This is a genomic window from Microbacterium salsuginis (genome assembly GCF_012524205.1).
Taxonomy (GTDB): Bacteria; Actinomycetota; Actinomycetes; order Actinomycetales; family Microbacteriaceae; genus Microbacterium; species Microbacterium salsuginis.
Window position 1 is genome coordinate 858,302 of record NZ_JABACI010000001.1, and the last position, 15,674, is coordinate 873,975.

Consider the following 15,674-nt stretch of genomic DNA (forward strand, 5'->3'; position numbering starts at 1 on the left):
AGACTCCCCGCCATGTCGTTCGATGTGGCCGCGGAGGCATACGACGCCTTCATGGGCAGGTTCTCGGCGCCGCTGGCCGAACGGTTCGCCGACTGGGCACGGCTTCCCAGAGACGGCCGTGCTCTCGATGTCGGATGCGGCACGGGTGCGCTCCTGAGCGTGCTCGCCCGGCGTTTCGGCGAGACCGAGGTCGCGGGGGTGGATCCGTCCGCGAGTTTCGTCGAGGCCGCCGCATCCCGGTTGCCGTGGGCCGACGTTCGCCACGGGACCGCCGAGGCGCTGCCCTTCGACGACGATCTGTTCGCAGCGACCCTGGCCCAACTCGTCATGCACTTCATGACGGATGCCGCGGCCGGCGCTCGCGAGATGGTCCGCGTCACCCGACCCGGCGGGGTGGTCGCGGCGTGCGTGTGGGATCTGGAGAACGCACGCGCGCCGCACGCCGTCTTCCTGCGCGCGGCGACCGCCGAGACCGGTGCGCCGGCGCCACCCCTCCGCGCGGGCACCCGCCGGGGCGACCTCGTGCAACTGCTCGAGGACGCCGGATGTCACGATGTCTCCGAGACCGAGCTCACCGTCGAGTCGGAATTCGCCTCGTTCGACGAATGGTGGGAGTCGACGAACATCCGGGTCGGCGTTGCCGCGTCGGTACTCGAGGGGCTCGACGCCGACGGCGTCGAGCGCGTACGAACCCGTACCCGCGAGCTTTGGGGCGACGGCTCGTTCACGGTCACCGGCACCGCGTGGGCCGCTCGCGGGATCGCGCCCTAACGGCGCCGGATCCCCGGCATCCGTCGCGCGTCAGCTCGCCGCGAGCCGCTTCTTCTCGGCCTCGACGTCGTACGTCGCGGCCGGCCACTGCGGGTCGATGTCTTCCAGCGCCTCGAGCAGCAGGTGCTGGACCGCCAGACGTGCGTACCATTTGCGGTCGGCCGGCACGACGTACCACGGCGCGTGCTCGGTCGAGGTCCGCTCGAACACCGTCTGGTAGGCCGCCATGTACTTCGGCCACAGCTCGCGCTCGTCGACGTCGCCGGGGTTGTACTTCCAGTGCTTGTCGGGGCGCTCGAGCCGCTCCATGAGCCGCTCCTTCTGCTCATCGGGTGAGATGTGCAGCATCACCTTGACGATGCGGGTTCCGGCATCCGCCACCTTCTTCTCGAACTCGTTGATCGCGCTGTACCGCCGCTCGATCTCATCCGCCGGCGCGAGCTCGCGCACGCGGCCGATGAGGACGTCCTCGTAGTGGGAGCGGTCGAACACGCCGATGATGCCCGGCTCGGGAAGGCGCTTCTCGATACGCCACAGGAAGTCGTGCTCGAGCTCTTCCGGCGTCGGCTTCTTGAACGCGGCGAGCGCGACACCCTGCGGGTCGACCGATCCGACCACGTGCCGGATGATGCCGCCCTTGCCGGCGGAGTCCATGGCCTGCAGCACGAGCAGCACCGACGCGTTCGTGGCATCCACCCGGCTGCGCGCGAAGAGCCGCTCCTGGTACTCGTCGAGCTGCACGCTTCCCGCCGCGAGATCGTCGGCGGCGTGCACCTTGTCTTTCATGTAGCCCGGGGTCTCTCGGGGGTCGACGTCGGCGAGCACGAACCCGTCCCCGACGCGCAGCAGGTCGTGCACGTCCCCGGTCCAGTGCTTCTGGCTCTTGGCGATCATGGTGCCATCATGGCGGATGCCGGGGATCAGCGCTCCAGCGGGACCTCGATCAGCTGGCGGCCCGTCACGGGCGACGTCAGCACCTGGTCGATCTCTGAGCGCGTCGTGACCCGGTGATACTCCCAGCCGTACGCTCGCGCGAGCTGCGCCAGCTGCACGGCATGGGGCGTGTAGAGCACGCGATCCATGACCTCGGGATCGGCGACGGCCGCCACTTCCAGGGCGTCGAAGATCGTGCCGCCGCCGTCGTTGCCGACCAGAACCTGGATGCGCGGCTCCTCCTCGCGCGGTGGCAGCAGCAGCGCGCCGACGTCGTGCAGCAGCGCCAAGTCGCCCAACAGCACGCGGGTCACCCCCGGTCGGCCGTCGCTCTGGCTCGCGAGGGCGATGCCGAGCGCCGTCGCGACGGTGCCGTCGATGCCTGCGAGTCCCCGATTGGCGTGCACCGGGACCTTCTTGCCGGGCAGGAGTGCGTCGGCGACCCGGACGAGCCGCGACGAGCCGAACACCAGGCGATCGTGCGGCCACGTCGCTCGCCACGCCGCGTCGACCAGGCCGGCGCGGTCGAGCGGAGCGCGGATCACCTCGAGCTCCGCCGCGATGGCGCCGAGTCGCTCCTGCGGCACGGCGGACGCGAGCGCGTCGGCGTCGGGGGCGGGCGGTGTGAGGTCGACGGATGCCGCGCGCGAGGCCTGAAGCCAGGCCCCGAGCCACGCGCGGTCGGCGTCGCCGGACGCGACGGCGACCGTGTCGGCGGCGATGGTGGCCGCGTTGAGATTGAGCGGTTCGCCGGTGCCGCGGAGTGCGACGATCTCGACGGCAGGGTCGGACAGCAGCGCGGACGATTCGCGGCTGAGCGTCGGATGCCCGAGCACCACGACGCGCTCGATCCGGCCGCCGAGGTCGGGGTCGGACAGGAGCGCGCGGTAGCCGTGCACGAGGTTGCGGCCGAACCGTGCGCCACTGACGATCTCGGCGATGAGCGGCCATCCGCCCGCGTGCGCGAGCGCCTCGGCATCCGGTCCCGCATCCGCTCCCGCGAGCACGACCGTACGGGGTCCTCGCACGAGCACGAACGGGTCCTCGGGCTCGGCGGGCACGTCGGCCTCGCCGATGCCGCCGCCACCCTGGTACAGCGCACCGGATGCCTCGTCCTCGGGCGGTGCGTCCGCCGGCGCCGCATCTGGGTCGCGGTCGGGGCGCGTTCCCAGCTCGACGGACGGCACGCCGAGCCACGACGGCAGGGCGCCCGACAGCGGCTCCCGGTAGGGCAGGTTCAGGTGCACGGGACCGGCGGCGCGCACGCCCGCGCCGAGCGATGCGGCGACGGCCTCGTCGGCGACCGACCGCAGCATGGCGCTGTGCTCACCGCATCCGTCGCCGTCCGTCTGGTCGGGCACCGGAAGATCGGCTTCGAACCGCACGGTGGGGGCGAACATGCCCGGCTGCCGCGTGGTCTGGTTCGCGCCGACGCCACGCAGCTCCGGAGGCCGATCGGCCGTCAGGAGCAGTAGCGGGACGGCGGAGTGATGCGCCTCGAGTGCGGCCGGCAGCAGGTTGGCCACGGCGGTGCCCGATGTGCAGACCACGGCTGCCGGCATCCGTGTCTCGCGCCCGATGCCGAGCGCCGTGAACCCCGCGACGCGCTCGTCGACACGGATGTGCAGGCGGATGACGCCGCGGCGCTCGAGCTCTGCGGCGACGAGTGCCAGAGCCTGCGACCGTGAGCCGGGGCTCAGCACGATGTGCCGGACGCCGAGTTCGACGAGACGGCCGAGCAGTGCAGCGGCGGCGTCCGTCGCCGGTGCGGGGGCGAGAGCGGTGACGGGCGCGCCGGCGGGCTCGGTCGCGCCGTCGGCGCTTCTCGGCTCCGTCACGTCAGCCGACGGCTCCGCGCTGACCCCGGGTGTCATCCTCACCGTCGGCGGGATGCGACGGCGGCTTCGGCGCGGGCGGCGTGCCGGAGTCTGCGGCCGGAGCGTCGAGGGTGGATCCGTCCGACGCGGAGTCGGCAGGACCATCGGATGCCGCAGGCCGGGCCGGCGGCTGGAACCGGGGGTCGTCGTCCTCGGAGTCGAGCTGCGCGAGCTCCTCCTCGAGGCGACGGATCCGCTCGTCCTGGTCGCTGATGCTGCCGATGCGCCCGAGGAACTCGGGGTCGTCGTCCGGAGCCTTGCGCTGGGCGATCACCGACTTGCGTGTGCGTCCGACGACGAGCCACAGGATGCCGCCGAGGACGGGCAGCAGCACGACGATGAGGATCCAGACGCCCTTGCTCACGCCACGGTGCCGGGTGGGCGGCTGGACGGCGCAGTCGACGATGGTGAACACCCAGAAGACGGCCGCCACCAGGGCCAGTATCAGCAGTCCCCTCGCCATTACCCCATCCTAGGCGGGCGGCGCGATGCGCGGGCGCCTCGGATCCTCTCGTGACCCAACCGTCGCCGGCGCCCGCCCGCGCGAACGTAGGATTGTCGGGTGAAAGCGCGCTCGGCCATCGTCTACACGGTTCTGCGGCTGCTGGCGTTCCTCGTCCCGTTCGGCATCCTCATGCTGTTCCCGGTGATGCGGGAGTTCTACTGGCTCGCGGCGATCTTCGCCGCCCTCATCGGGCTGAGCCTGTCGCTGCTGTTCCTGCGCAAGCCGCTCGACGAGGTGACCGCGGGCCTGGCCGAGCGCCGCGCGCAGGCGCGTGCGGCCGCCAGCGACGAGACCGTCGAGGATGCCGCAGCCGACGCCGCGACCACCGACCGGCCCGACCGCTCCTGACCCGGCCGGGTCGCGGCATCCGTCCCGCTCCTGCGCGCCCTCGCTGCTGGTCCTGGCCGCGTGCGAGACATCGCATCCAGGTTGAGAAACCACACGTAGGTTGAGAAACCGGACGCGCCGTGGTTTCTCAACCTCCGCGTGGTTTCTCAAGCTCAAGCATCCGCAGTGCGGCGGCAGCGAGGTCAGCCGAGGAACGCCCACATGAGGAACGCGCCGTAGGCGACAGACGTGAGCGACGTCAGGCCCAGAGCGACGACGAGTTCGCGCGGCTGCCGGTAGGTCCACACGATGAGGATCGCGGCAAGTCCGGGGAGCAGGGTGAGCAGCGTCAGCCAGGCGATCGGATAGAACAGCGCGAGGAACGCCGCGATGCCGAACGGCGCCAGCACGAAGAGCGTGAACAGCCACCGCGTCGCCGTGCGGCCGATGAGCACCGTGAGAGTGCGCTTGCGGGCCGCGCGGTCCTGGTCGATGTCGCGCAGGTTGTTCGCCAGCAGCACGGCGCACGCGAGAAGCCCCGCGCCGACGGCGCCGAACCACGCCTCCTGCGGCAGCGCGAGCGCCTGCACCCACGTGGTGCCGAGAGTGGCAACGAGTCCGAAGAAGACGAACACGAACAGCTCGCCCAGCCCGTAGTACCCGTACGGTCGCTTGCCGCCGGTGTAGAACCACGCCGCGAGGATCGCGACGGCACCGACGGCGATGAGCCACCACTGCTGCGTGCGGATCGTGATCGCCAGCCCCGCGAGGGCCGCGATCGCGAAGAACGCGAGGGCCACGAGCAGTACGGTGCGCGGCTTCGCTCTGCGGGACGCCGTGAGCCGGGCCGGGCCGACGCGGTGATCGTCCGTGCCCCGGATGCCGTCGCTGTAGTCGTTGACGTAGTTGACGCCGATCTGCAGCGCCACCGAGACGATGAGGCAGAAGAGCGCGATCACCCAGTGGAACTCGTCGACGACCAGCATCGCGGCGCCCGTTCCGATGAGGATCGGAGTGATCGCGAGAGGAAGCGTGCGCAGCCGTGCCGCGCCGATCCAGTCCCGCGCCGTCGCCTTCTCGACGCGTGCGGGGTCGCCGGAGACGCGCGGCTTCTGCGGGTTGCCGCGCGCCGGCTGCTTCTTCGGAGTCGGACGCTTGCGCTTCTTGCTGGAGGTGCCTGCCACGAGAGCACATCCTAAGACCCCCGGCTCTGATCCGTCGGCGGCTCCGCCCCGCGTGCCTGCGCAAGGGGCTATGACCGATGACGGATGCCGCACACAATGGCGGCATGTTGAGCATCGGATCGATCGTGCTGACCGTGGAAGACATCGAGCGCGCCGGGAACTTCTGGCGAGCGGCGCTGGGGTACGTGAACCGGCGCGAGCCGAGCGAGGACTGGGTGATCCTCGACCCCCCGAGCAAGACGCATTGGCGCGACCCCGGCACCAGCCTCGCGCTGTCTGTCACGGGGTACCCGCAGCACTACCCGCCCCGCATCCACCTCGACCTATACGCCGACGACCAGTCCGCCGAGATCGAGCGGCTGCTGAGCCTCGGTGCGCGTGAGGTCGACTGGCACGGCTACCCGCCGGACGCCGATTGGATCGTGCTGGAAGACACCGAAGGCAACCGCTTCTGCGTGGTCGACGTGGGAACCGAGGACCCCGACCGCGAGGAGTGACAAGGCTCAGTGCAGAGCGAGCACCGCACGGCGGATCGCCTCACGGTCGGGTTTTCCCGAGGGCAGCGTCGCGAGCTCGTCGACGAGGATCAGCCGTGTCGGCCGGGCGTGCGCCCCGATCTCGGCTTTCACGGCGTCGCGGGCTTCTTCCAGCTGCACCGCTTCACTGCGGCGCAGAGCCTCTCCCCGGCAAGCGACGATGACGGATGCTTCACCCCAGCGCTCGTCGGGGATCCCGACCACCACGGCGAGATCGAGCCCCGGCACGGCCCGCACGATGCGCTCCACCCGGTCGAGCGAGACGTTCACGCCGCCCGAGACGATGACGTTGTCGAGGCGCCCGCGCACGCGCAGCACGCCGTCCTCGAGGAGCCCCGCGTCGCCTGTGCGGTACCACCGCGTGCCGTCGTGATCGCGGACGAACGCCGCAGAGGTCCTTTCGACTTCGCCGAGATAGCCGTCGGCCAGCACCGGGCCGGCCACCTGCACCTCGCCGTGCTCGATGCGCAGGCGCACGCCGCGCAGCGGCACCCCGTCATAGACGCAGCCGCCGCTGGTCTCGGTCGAGCCGTAGGTGCGCACGATGCGGGCGCCGGCGGCCTCGGCGCGCTCGAGCGTCGCCGGCGGCAGTGCCTGACCACCGACAAGGATCGTCTCGAACGAGCGCAATGCCGCCAGCACGGCGCTGTCGTGCTCGGCCGCATCCAGCAGCCTCGAGAGCTGGGCCGGCACCAGCGAGGTGAAGCTCGGGACGCGATTCCCACCCTCGGACGAGGCCATCATCAACGCCGCCGCCGCGAATGCCTGCGGCGTGAAGGCGCCCGAGAGGATGGCCGGCTCGCGATCGGCGACGAGTGAGCGCACGAGCACCTGCAGCCCGGCGACGTAGCTCGCCGGAAGCGCGAGCAGCCACGCGCCGTCGCCGATGCGATCAGCGGTGGCCAGGGCTCCGGCGGTGAGGGCGTCGCGGCTGAGGACGACGCTCTTGGGGATGCCGGTCGATCCGGACGTCGTGACGACGACCGCAGTGCCCGCGCGGACTTCGTCGGGCAGTTCGCCGACCATGCCGAGCGCGAGGGCCGGCCCCGCACCGTGCAGCGCACCGCGCAGCGCCCGGAGGATCTCGCGGGGGTCGTCGCCGAGGACGGGTTGAAGCTTCATGGCGTCAGTACTGCCAGGGGTACGGCGACCAATCGGGATCGCGCTTCTCGAGGAAGGCATCACGCCCCTCGACGGCTTCGTCGGTGCCGTAGGCCAGGCGCGTCGCCTCGCCCGCGAAGACCTGCTGGCCGACGAGTCCGTCGTCGACGGCGTTGAACGCGAACTTCAGCATGCGGATGGCGGTCGGCGACTTCGTCAGGATCGTTCGGGCCATCGCGACGGCTTCGCGCTCGAGATCGGCGTGCGGCACGACGCGGTTGACGGCACCCATCTCATACGCGCGCTGCGCCGAGTACTCCTCGGCGAGGAAGAACACCTCGCGCGCGAACTTCTGCCCGATCTGGCGGGCGAAGTAGGCCGAGCCGTAACCGGCGTCGAACGAGCCGACGTCCGCGTCGGTCTGCTTGAACCGGCCGTGCTCGGCGCTGGCGATCGTGAGATCGCACACGACATGCAGCGAGTGCCCTCCCCCAGCGGCCCAGCCGGGGATCGCGGCGATCACGACCTTGGGCATGAAGCGGATCAGACGCTGCACCTCGAGGATGTGCAGACGACCGGCACGCGCGGGGTCTGCGACAGCAGCAGCATCGTCGGAGTACTTGTACCCGTCGCGACCGCGGATGCGCTGGTCGCCGCCGGAGCAGAACGCCCAGCCGCCGTCCTTCGGGCTCGGCCCGTTGCCTGTCAGCAGCACCACGCCGACGCGCGGGTCCTGCCGGGCGAGATCGAGCGCCCGGTACAGCTCGTCGACGGTGTGCGGGCGGAACGCGTTGCGCACCTCGGGCCGGTCGAACGCGATGCGGGCGATGCGGCCGTCCTTCGAGACGTGGGCCGTGATGTCGGTGTAGCCGCCCTCGGGCTGTCCGGGCGCGGAGGCCCACTCGGATTCGTCGAACAGCTCCGATACGCTCACCCGGCCAGCCTACGGCGGCGCGACCCACAACGTCATCTGGCGGGGCGGGCGACCGCGCGCGCCCTACCCTGTAGCGGTGACCTCGACTCTTCGCGCCATGGCCGTCGCCGCGGCATCCGTCGCCCTCGTCTTCACACTCGCCGCCTGCGCGGGCGGCGCCCCCGAGCCCGAGCCGGCGCCCACCGAGAGTGCAGCGGGCGAGACGAGCGTGTCGATCACGACGCAGACCGCGTGCGACGGCGACGAGGGCGTGACGCTCGTGGTCGACGCGACCGCGCTGGAGGGCGGCGAGCCGCAGGAACGGTGCCTCATCACCGAAGAAGCCGTCACCGCCGGCGATGCCCTCGTCTTCGCGGGCATCGAGACCGAGGGCACCGAGGAGTACGGCGACCAGGTCGTGTGCCGCGTCGACGGACTGCCCGCGGAGGACGAGGCGATCCCTGCCGAGGACGGCTCGGACTATTTCGAGACGTGCCAGGCGATGCCCGCTGCGTTCGCCTACTGGTCGCTGTGGGTGCGGCCCGCCGGCGGCGAGTGGGCCTACGCGCAGGAGGGACTGCCGACGCTGCAGCTCGAACCGGGCGACGCGCTCGGGCTGCTGTTCACCCTCCACGGCGAGCCCGCCGCGCCGACGTCGTGACATGACGATCCGGCCCGGCCCCCTGCGCGCCGCGGTGGTGCTCGCCACCGGGTTCGTGGTGGTCCGGGTGCTCTACCGCGTCCTGTTCCACGGCGCGGACGGCACCGGCGCAGTCCTTCTGCCGCTGCCCGAGCTGCGGCTGCCTGCGCCCTTCGCGCACGTGGTGCTGTTCGGTCCCGTCACCATCGACGGGTTGACGGATGCCGCGGCGAGCGCCCTGCCCATCGCGCTCGGCATCGTCGTGTTCGGGGTGCTCAACGCGTTCGTCGACGTCGCCCGCATCCTCGCGCGCGCCTCCCGCCGCGGCCCGCTCCGCGGCGTCGCGCGGGCGCTGGCGATCGCGTGGGCGACGCTCCCCTCGCTCGCCGATGCGGCACGGTCGGTCCGGTTCGCCCAGCGCCTTCGGGGCGAGCGCGGCGGCGCCCGGATGCTGCTGCCGCTGCTGCAGCGGACCCTCGAACGCGCCGGCGCCGTGGCGGCGGCGCTCGAACTGCGCGGGTTCGCGGCCTCGCCCCTCCCCGCGGTGGCGGCGGAGGAGCACGAGGCGGGCGCGGTCGTCGAGATCCACGACGCCGAGATCGGGTTCGGGATCGTGCCGGATGCCGGGGGCCGCGGCATCCGGATCGAATCCCTGAAGCTCGCACCAGGTGCCCTGACCCTGCTCACCGGGCCGACCGGTTCCGGCAAGTCGACGGTGCTGCGGGCGCTGGCGGGGCTGCACACGCACGTCGACGGCGGGTGGACGTCGGGCACGGTGCGCATCGCGGGCCACGACCGTGCGGCGGTGCCACCACGCGATCTTGCGCAGCGCATCGGAGTGGTGCTGCAGAACCCGCGCGATGCCTTCGCGACCGAGCGCGTGCGCGACGAGATCGGGCTGGCGCTCGAGCTGCGCGGCGTCGCTCCCGAGCTGGTCGCGGCCCGCGTCGCCGACCTCGCGGACCGGATCGGCATCGCGTCCCTGCTCGGGCGAACGACGCGCGGCCTGTCGGCCGGCGAGGCGACGCTCGTCGCGCTCGCGGCGGCGATCGTGGACGAGCCGGTGCTGCTGCTGGTCGACGAGCCGCTGGCCGATCTCGACGCCGACGCGCGCGTGCGGACCGCACGGCTGCTGCGGGTGCTCGCCGACGACGCACGGATGTGCATCGTGGTCGCCGAGCACCGCACCGAGCCGCTGCGCGCGCTGGCCGACGCCGAACTGCGCATCGCCGGGCGCGAGGTGGTGCCGGCCGGCTTCGAACCGGAGCCGTCCGTCGCCCGGGTATCCGACCTCGACGTGATTCGCGCGGGCCGCCGTTGCGATTCGCGATCCGCTGCGGATCCCGGCCGCGGAGAAGCCGGCGGCGGGACGATCGCGCTGCGTGCCACCGACGTGACCGTGCGGCATCGCGGCACCCTCGCGGTCGACCGGGCATCGCTCGTGCTCCGCGCCGGCGAGATCGTGGCGCTCGTCGGACCCAACGGCGCCGGCAAGTCGAGCCTCCTCGGGGCACTCGCGCTTCCGCAGAGGGACGCGCGCGTCGAGGTTGCGGGTCGTGCAGCCCTGGTTCCGGATGCCTCGGACGACCTGTTCGTGTACGACACGGTCGCCGCGGAGTGCCGCCGCGCCGACCGCCGGGCTGCCACGGCCCGCCGCGAAGATCACGCCGCAACGGCCGCGCGGTTCGCCGGATTCCTCGGGCTCGACCCCGCAGGCCCGCAGTTCGCGGCGCGGTTGGCGCGGCATCCGCGTGATCTCTCCGTCGGCGAGCGGAGGTGCCTGGCGCTCGCGATCCAGCTCGCCGGCGACCCCGCGGTGCTCATGGTCGACGAACCGACCCGCGGCCTCGACCCGGCGGCCCGCGTTCTGGTGTGGACGGCGCTCGCGTCGCTCGCCAGGCGCGGCACGGCGGTGCTGATCGCGTCACACGAGCCGGAGGCAGCCGCCGCCGCGGACCGCACGCTCGCCCTGCGCGGCGGCGTCCTCGCGCCGGCTGACACAGACCTCGGTGCTGTGCGTTCGTCCGGCTTCCCCGTCGAGGAGGCGCCGGGGATGCGCGCCGGCCGTGCCGCAATTACGGATGAGCCCGCCCCTCTCCCGCGCGAATCCGCGCCCCGTACCCCCGTGATCGCCGCTCATTCGGAGTACCGAGCCGTTCGGGCGCCATCGGCCTGGCGGCTCCCCCACGTCGCACTCATCGCCGCGAACCTCGTCGCACTCGGCGCGTTCTGCTGGCCGCTGCTCGCGACAGCGGTTCCCACGCAGGCCTCCGCCGCCGTGCCGGTCGCGGCTCTTGCCCTCGCGCCGCTCGCGGCCCTCGTCGTGGTGGCGACGCTCGATGGCACCGTGCGGAGTGCCCACATGCTGGCGCTCCTCGGAACTCTCGCCGCGATCGGCGCTGCGGTGCGCGTCGCGAGCACCGGCGTCGGCGGCGTGGAGGCCGTGTTCATCCTGCTGATCCTCGCCGGGCGCGCGTATGGCGCGCGGTTCGGCCTGCTGCTCGGCATCGCGACGATCGCGCTGTCGACGGTGGTCACCGGCACCTTCGGACCGTGGACCCCGTTCCAGATGTTCGCGTGCGCGTGGGTCGGCGCAGTCGCGGGCCTCCTCCCCCGCCGCATCGGGCCGGCGGCCGAGATCGCGATGCTGTGCGTCTACGGCGCCATCGCGTCGTACGCCTTCGGGCTGCTCATGAACTTGTGGTTCTGGCCGTTCGCGGTGGGCTACGGCACCGGGATCTCGTACGACGGCGCGGCCCCGCTCGGCACGAACCTCTCGAGCTTCTTGGTGTACTCGCTCGTCACCTCGACGCTCACGTGGGACTCCCTCCGCGCGATCACCTCGGTCGTCGGCATCCTCGTCATCGGCCGCCCCGTGCTCGCCGCACTGCGCCGCGCGAAGCCGCTGCAACCCCGCGAACGGTCGGCTGCACCAGCGCCGGTCCTCACCGCGCGGGTTCCACAGGAGAAGGTGCCCTCCGCAGGAGGTTTGCGGGGCTGAACGTCCTGCGCAAGGTCGATTCTCCTGCGAAGCAGGCGCGAGCGAACGGATGCCGCATACCAGGGGCACGCGCGATCTCCGCCGCCCCCCGCGTCAGACCGAGAAGTACTTAGCCTCGGGGTGGTGGAAGACGAAGGCGTCGGTGGACTGTTCGGGGTGCAGCTGCAGCTCCTCGCTGAGCTCCACGCCCATGCGCTCGGGGCGCAGCAGCTCGACGACCTTGCGGCGATCCTCCATGTCGGGGCAGGCGGGGTAGCCGAGCGAGAAGCGGGCGCCGCGGTACTCGAGCTTGAACAGGCCGGCCGTCTCGGTGGGGTCCTCGCCCGCGAAGCCGAGCTCGGAGCGGATGCGGGCGTGCCAGAACTCGGCGAGCGCCTCGGTCAGCTGCATCACGAGCCCGTTGAGCTCGTAGTAGTCGCGGTACTTGTCCTCGGCGAACAGCTTGGCGGTGACCGAGTCGATGCGCGCTCCAGCGGTCACCAGCTGCACCGGCAGGACGTCGACGACACCCGACTCCCGCGAGCGCACGAAGTCGGCGAGGCACAGGTGCCGGTCGCGGCGCTGGCGCGGGAAGTGGAACCGCAGCCGGTCCGACCCGACCGCGCCTCCGGACCCGCCGTCGGGCGCGAGCAGCCCCGGCACACCGAGGACACCCTCCCGATCGTCGCCGTGGTGGAGCACGACGACGTCGTCGCCGTCTGAGACGACCGGGAAGTACCCGTACGCGACCGAGGCGTCGAGCATGCCCTCGCCGAGGATCCGGTCGAGCCAGTAACGCAGCCGCGGACGCCCCTCGGTCTCGACGAGCTCCTCGTATGAGGCGCCGTCGGTGGTGCGGCCGGGCTTGAGACCCCACTGCCCCATGAAGGTCGCGCGCTCATCGAGGAACGCGGCGTAGTCGTGCAGCGCGATGCCGCGGACGATGCGGGTGCCCCAGAACGGCGGTGCCGGGACGGGATTGTCGGATGCCACGTCCGAACGCGCCGGCATGGCTTCGGGCTCGGTCAGCGTGAGCTTGGACCCCGCGGCGTGGCGGCGCTTCTTCAACGCCGGCAGGCCGACCTCGGCCGGATCGGCGCCGCGCGCGATCTTGACCAGCGGCTCCATGAGCGCGAGCCCCTCGAACGCGTCGCGCGCGTAGCGGACCTCGCCGCCGAAGAGCCCGGCGAGGTCGTCCTCGACGTAGGCGCGGGTGAGCGCGGCGCCCCCCAGGATGACCGGCCACTTCTTGGCGAGGCCACGTGACTGCAGCTCTTGGAGGTTCTCCTTCATGACGACCGTCGACTTCACGAGCAGCCCCGACATGCCGATCACGTCGGCGTCGTGCTCCTCGGCGGCGGCGATGATGTCGGCGATCGGCTGCTTGATGCCGAGGTTGATCACGTCGTAGCCGTTGTTGGTCAGGATGATGTCGACGAGGTTCTTGCCGATGTCGTGCACGTCGCCGCGGACGGTCGCGAGCACGATGCGGCCCTTGCCCGAGGCATCCGCCTTCTCCATATGCGGTTCGAGGAGGGCGACCGCGGTCTTCATGACCTCGGCCGACTGCAGGACGAAGGGCAGCTGCATCTCGCCCGCGCCGAACCGCTCGCCGACGACCTTCATGCCCTCGAGGAGGTGATTGTTGATGATCTGCAGCGGGGTCAGACCTTCGGCCCGCGCGAGGTCGAGGTCGGGCTCGAGTCCCTTTCCCTCGCCGTCGATGATGCGGCGCTCGAGCCGCTCGCCCAGCGGCAGCGCGGCCAGCTCGGCCGAGCGCTGGTTGCGCAGCGCCGCGGTGTCGACGCCGGCGAAGAGGTCGAGCATGCGCTCCAGCGGGTCGTAGGTGACGTTGCCGTCGGCGTCGTACTCACGGCGGTCCCACACGAGATCGAGCGCGACCTTGCGCTGCTCGTCCGACAGCGACGCCAGGGGCACGATCTTCGCGGCATCGATGATCCCGGAGGTCAGACCCGCCTCGACGGCCTCGTGCAGGAAGGCCGAGTTGAGCACGCTGCGCGCGGCGGGGTTGAGCCCGAACGAGACGTTGGAGACGCCGAGCGTCGTCTGGATGCCCGGGTACTTCCGCGAGATCTCACGGATCGCCTCGATCGTCTCGATGGCGTCGCGGCGCGTCTCCTCCTGGCCCGTGGCGATCGGGAACGTCAGGCAGTCGACGATGATGTCGCTCACCCGCATGCCCCAGTCGTGCACGAGCTCGTCGACCAGGCGCGACGCGATGCGCACCTTGCCCTCGGCGGTGCGCGCCTGCCCCTCCTCGTCGATGGTCAGCGCGATGACCGCTGTGCCGTGCTCCTTGACGAGCGGCATGATCCTGCCGAATCGGGATGCCGGGCCGTCGCCGTCTTCGTAGTTCACCGAGTTGACGACGGGGCGCCCGCCGATCAGTTCGAGGCCCGCACTGATGACCGCGGGTTCGGTGGAGTCGACGACGAGCGGGAGCGTCGAAGCCGACGCGAAGCGCGAGACCACCTCGCGGATGTCGGCGACACCATCGCGCCCGACGTAGTCGATGCACACGTCGAGCAGGTGCGCGCCGACACGGATCTGATCGCGCGCGATCTCGACGCAGTCGTCCCACCGCTCCTCGAGCATCGCCTCGCGGAAGGCCTTCGATCCGTTGGCGTTGGTGCGCTCGCCGATCGCCAGGTACGAGGCGTCCTGGTGGAACGAGACGTGCTGGTAGAGCGACGCGACCCCGGGATCCGCGGTCGTTGAGCGAGCGAGGAACGAGCGAGACGAAACGCCTCGGGCTTCCGTAGAAGAATCGGCGCGTTTCGTCTCGCTTCGCTCGCTCAACGACCGGGGTTCGCGTGACGACCGGGGACCGAGCCGCTCGACGACCGCGGCCAAGTGATCCGGCGTGGTGCCGCAGCATCCGCCCACCAGTCCCAGGCCGAACTCGCGCACGAACTGCTCGTGCGCGGTCGCCAGTTCGGCGGGCGAGAGCGGATAGTGGGCGCCGTCGGCGGTGAGCACCGGCAGACCGGCGTTGGGCATGCACGCGATCGGCACGGCGGCGTGCCTCGACAGGTGGCGCAGGTGCTCGCTCATCTCGGTCGGACCGGTCGCGCAGTTGAGTCCGATCGCGTCGACCCCGAGCGGCTCGAGGGCCGTCAGCGCGGCGCCGATCTCGCTGCCCATCAGCATGGTGCCGGTGGTCTCGACGGTCACCTCGACGAAGATCGGCAGACGGATGCCGCGGCCCACGATCGCCTGCTTGCAGCCGTTGATCGCCGCCTTGGTCTGCAGCAGGTCCTGCGACGTCTCGACGAGGAACGCGTCGGCTCCGCCGTCGATGAGTCCTTCGGCCTGGAGTGCGAACGTCTGCTTGAGGTGGTCGTAGGTGGTGTGGCCGAGGCTCGGGAGCTTCGTACCCGGGCCCATCGAGCCGAGCACCCACCGTGTCCGCCCGTCGGCGGTCTCCGCCGCCCCGGCGCGCTCTCGCGCGATGCGCGCGCCGGCTTCAGCGAGCTCCGAGATGCGATCGTCGATGCCGTAGTCGTCGAGGTTCGACCAGTTCGCGCCGAACGTGTTCGTCTCGACGGCGTCGACGCCGACGGCGAGGTATGCGTCGTGGATCGCGCCGACGACATCGGGTCGCGAGACGTTGAGGATCTCGTTGCAGCCCTCGAGGCCCTGGAAGTCGTCATCGACCGACAGGTCGTACTGCTGCAGCATCGTGCCCATCGCACCGTCGGCGATCACGACGCGCTCGCGCACGGCATCCAGCAGCCGCTGCGAGCGCTCCGGACGCGGCACACCGTCGATGTCGAGGGCGAACCGGGGTGCGGGAGGGGCGGCGGTCACCCGCGCGAGTTTAGTAAGCCCCGACCCGCGGCCACTCCGCGGCCGTCACAAAACGCCGCGCTGCGGCATCCGTCCC

Annotated in this window: 12 protein-coding genes and 2 pseudogenes; 7 read left to right on the forward strand and 7 right to left on the reverse strand. The window is 71.6% G+C overall.

Annotated features, from left to right (window positions below; genetic code table 11):
* The first annotated feature begins 12 nt into the window (after positions 1 to 12).
* Complete coding sequence (locus HF576_RS04205; protein WP_168911490.1) at positions 13 to 771, forward strand: class I SAM-dependent methyltransferase; 759 nt, start codon at positions 13 to 15, stop codon at positions 769 to 771.
* Between the two features lie 30 nt (positions 772 to 801).
* Here HF576_RS04205 and HF576_RS04210 read toward each other — a convergent pair whose 3' ends face one another.
* Genes HF576_RS04210 through HF576_RS04220 form a run of 3 tightly spaced genes read right to left on the reverse strand, consistent with a single transcriptional unit; the run spans position 802 to position 4,044 of the window.
* A complete protein-coding gene (locus tag HF576_RS04210; RefSeq protein WP_168911491.1) occupies positions 802 to 1,665 on the reverse strand; it encodes a polyphosphate kinase 2 family protein in 864 nt (287 codons plus the stop codon).
* A gap of 26 nt (positions 1,666 to 1,691) precedes the next feature.
* Positions 1,692 to 3,578 (reverse strand): 2-succinyl-5-enolpyruvyl-6-hydroxy-3-cyclohexene-1-carboxylic-acid synthase, encoded by a 1,887-nt coding sequence (menD, locus tag HF576_RS04215; protein ID WP_168911492.1) that lies wholly within the window; start codon positions 3,576 to 3,578, stop codon positions 1,692 to 1,694.
* Entirely contained in the window at positions 3,544 to 4,044 is a 501-nt protein-coding gene (locus HF576_RS04220; protein ID WP_168911493.1) for a PLD nuclease N-terminal domain-containing protein, read from the reverse strand. The genes menD and HF576_RS04220 overlap by 35 nt, the downstream gene beginning before the upstream one ends.
* 99 nt (positions 4,045 to 4,143) lie before the next feature.
* Between HF576_RS04220 and HF576_RS04225 the strand changes: the two genes are divergently transcribed.
* Positions 4,144 to 4,434, forward strand: coding sequence for a DUF4229 domain-containing protein (locus HF576_RS04225; protein WP_168911494.1), 291 nt, complete (start codon positions 4,144 to 4,146; stop codon positions 4,432 to 4,434).
* 182 nt (positions 4,435 to 4,616) lie between these two features.
* Here the strand turns inward: HF576_RS04225 and HF576_RS04230 are convergent, their stop codons facing one another.
* Complete coding sequence (locus tag HF576_RS04230) at positions 4,617 to 5,597, reverse strand: 1,4-dihydroxy-2-naphthoate polyprenyltransferase (protein ID WP_168911495.1); 981 nt, start codon at positions 5,595 to 5,597, stop codon at positions 4,617 to 4,619.
* Positions 5,598 to 5,701: 104 nt separating this feature from the next.
* Between HF576_RS04230 and HF576_RS04235 the strand changes: the two genes are divergently transcribed.
* Positions 5,702 to 6,094, forward strand: coding sequence for a VOC family protein (locus HF576_RS04235; protein ID WP_168911496.1), 393 nt, complete (start codon positions 5,702 to 5,704; stop codon positions 6,092 to 6,094).
* A gap of 6 nt (positions 6,095 to 6,100) precedes the next feature.
* On the opposite strand, the gene HF576_RS04240 is transcribed toward HF576_RS04235, so the two are convergent.
* Together HF576_RS04240 and HF576_RS04245 are read right to left on the reverse strand one after the other, a co-directional pair.
* Positions 6,101 to 7,255, reverse strand: a complete 1,155-nt coding sequence (locus tag HF576_RS04240; protein ID WP_168911497.1) for an AMP-binding protein — start codon at positions 7,253 to 7,255, stop codon at positions 6,101 to 6,103.
* A 4-nt stretch (positions 7,256 to 7,259) separates the two neighbouring features.
* The gene (locus tag HF576_RS04245; protein ID WP_168911498.1) at positions 7,260 to 8,168 is read right to left on the reverse strand and encodes a 1,4-dihydroxy-2-naphthoyl-CoA synthase; all 909 of its coding nucleotides are present in this window, start codon (positions 8,166 to 8,168) and stop codon (positions 7,260 to 7,262) included.
* 76 nt (positions 8,169 to 8,244) lie between these two features.
* Between HF576_RS04245 and HF576_RS04250 the strand changes: the two genes are divergently transcribed.
* From HF576_RS04250 to HF576_RS20860, 4 genes and pseudogenes are all read left to right on the forward strand, one after another.
* A complete protein-coding gene (locus tag HF576_RS04250; RefSeq protein WP_168911499.1) occupies positions 8,245 to 8,808 on the forward strand; it encodes a hypothetical protein in 564 nt (187 codons plus the stop codon).
* A 1-nt stretch (position 8,809) separates the two neighbouring features.
* A pseudogene (locus HF576_RS20850) lies at positions 8,810 to 9,820 on the forward strand (ATP-binding cassette domain-containing protein); the annotation flags it as partial.
* Between the two features lie 366 nt (positions 9,821 to 10,186).
* Positions 10,187 to 10,567, forward strand: a pseudogene (locus HF576_RS20855) (ATP-binding cassette domain-containing protein); the annotation flags it as partial.
* Positions 10,568 to 10,579: 12 nt separating this feature from the next.
* Positions 10,580 to 11,788 carry a hypothetical protein gene (locus HF576_RS20860; RefSeq protein ID WP_425522980.1) on the forward strand — a complete coding sequence of 403 codons (1,209 nt, stop codon included), beginning with the start codon at positions 10,580 to 10,582 and terminating at the stop codon, positions 11,786 to 11,788.
* Positions 11,789 to 11,881: 93 nt separating this feature from the next.
* Here HF576_RS20860 and HF576_RS04260 read toward each other — a convergent pair whose 3' ends face one another.
* The gene (locus HF576_RS04260; protein ID WP_168911501.1) at positions 11,882 to 15,598 is read right to left on the reverse strand and encodes a homocysteine S-methyltransferase family protein; all 3,717 of its coding nucleotides are present in this window, start codon (positions 15,596 to 15,598) and stop codon (positions 11,882 to 11,884) included.
* Positions 15,599 to 15,674 lie beyond the last annotated feature (76 nt).

Excerpts from the sequence above, each read along its gene's own strand:
- HF576_RS04220 (WP_168911493.1), bottom strand. The coding sequence starts at position 4,044 with ATGGCGAGGGGACTGCTGATACTGGCCCTGGTGGCGGCCGTCTTCTGG.
- HF576_RS04210 (WP_168911491.1), bottom strand. The coding sequence starts at position 1,665 with ATGATCGCCAAGAGCCAGAAGCACTGGACCGGGGACGTGCACGACCTG.
- HF576_RS04205 (WP_168911490.1), top strand. The coding sequence starts at position 13 with ATGTCGTTCGATGTGGCCGCGGAGGCATACGACGCCTTCATGGGCAGG.
- HF576_RS04240 (WP_168911497.1), bottom strand. The coding sequence starts at position 7,255 with ATGAAGCTTCAACCCGTCCTCGGCGACGACCCCCGCGAGATCCTCCGG.
- HF576_RS04235 (WP_168911496.1), top strand. The coding sequence starts at position 5,702 with ATGTTGAGCATCGGATCGATCGTGCTGACCGTGGAAGACATCGAGCGC.
- menD (WP_168911492.1), bottom strand. The coding sequence starts at position 3,578 with ATGACACCCGGGGTCAGCGCGGAGCCGTCGGCTGACGTGACGGAGCCG.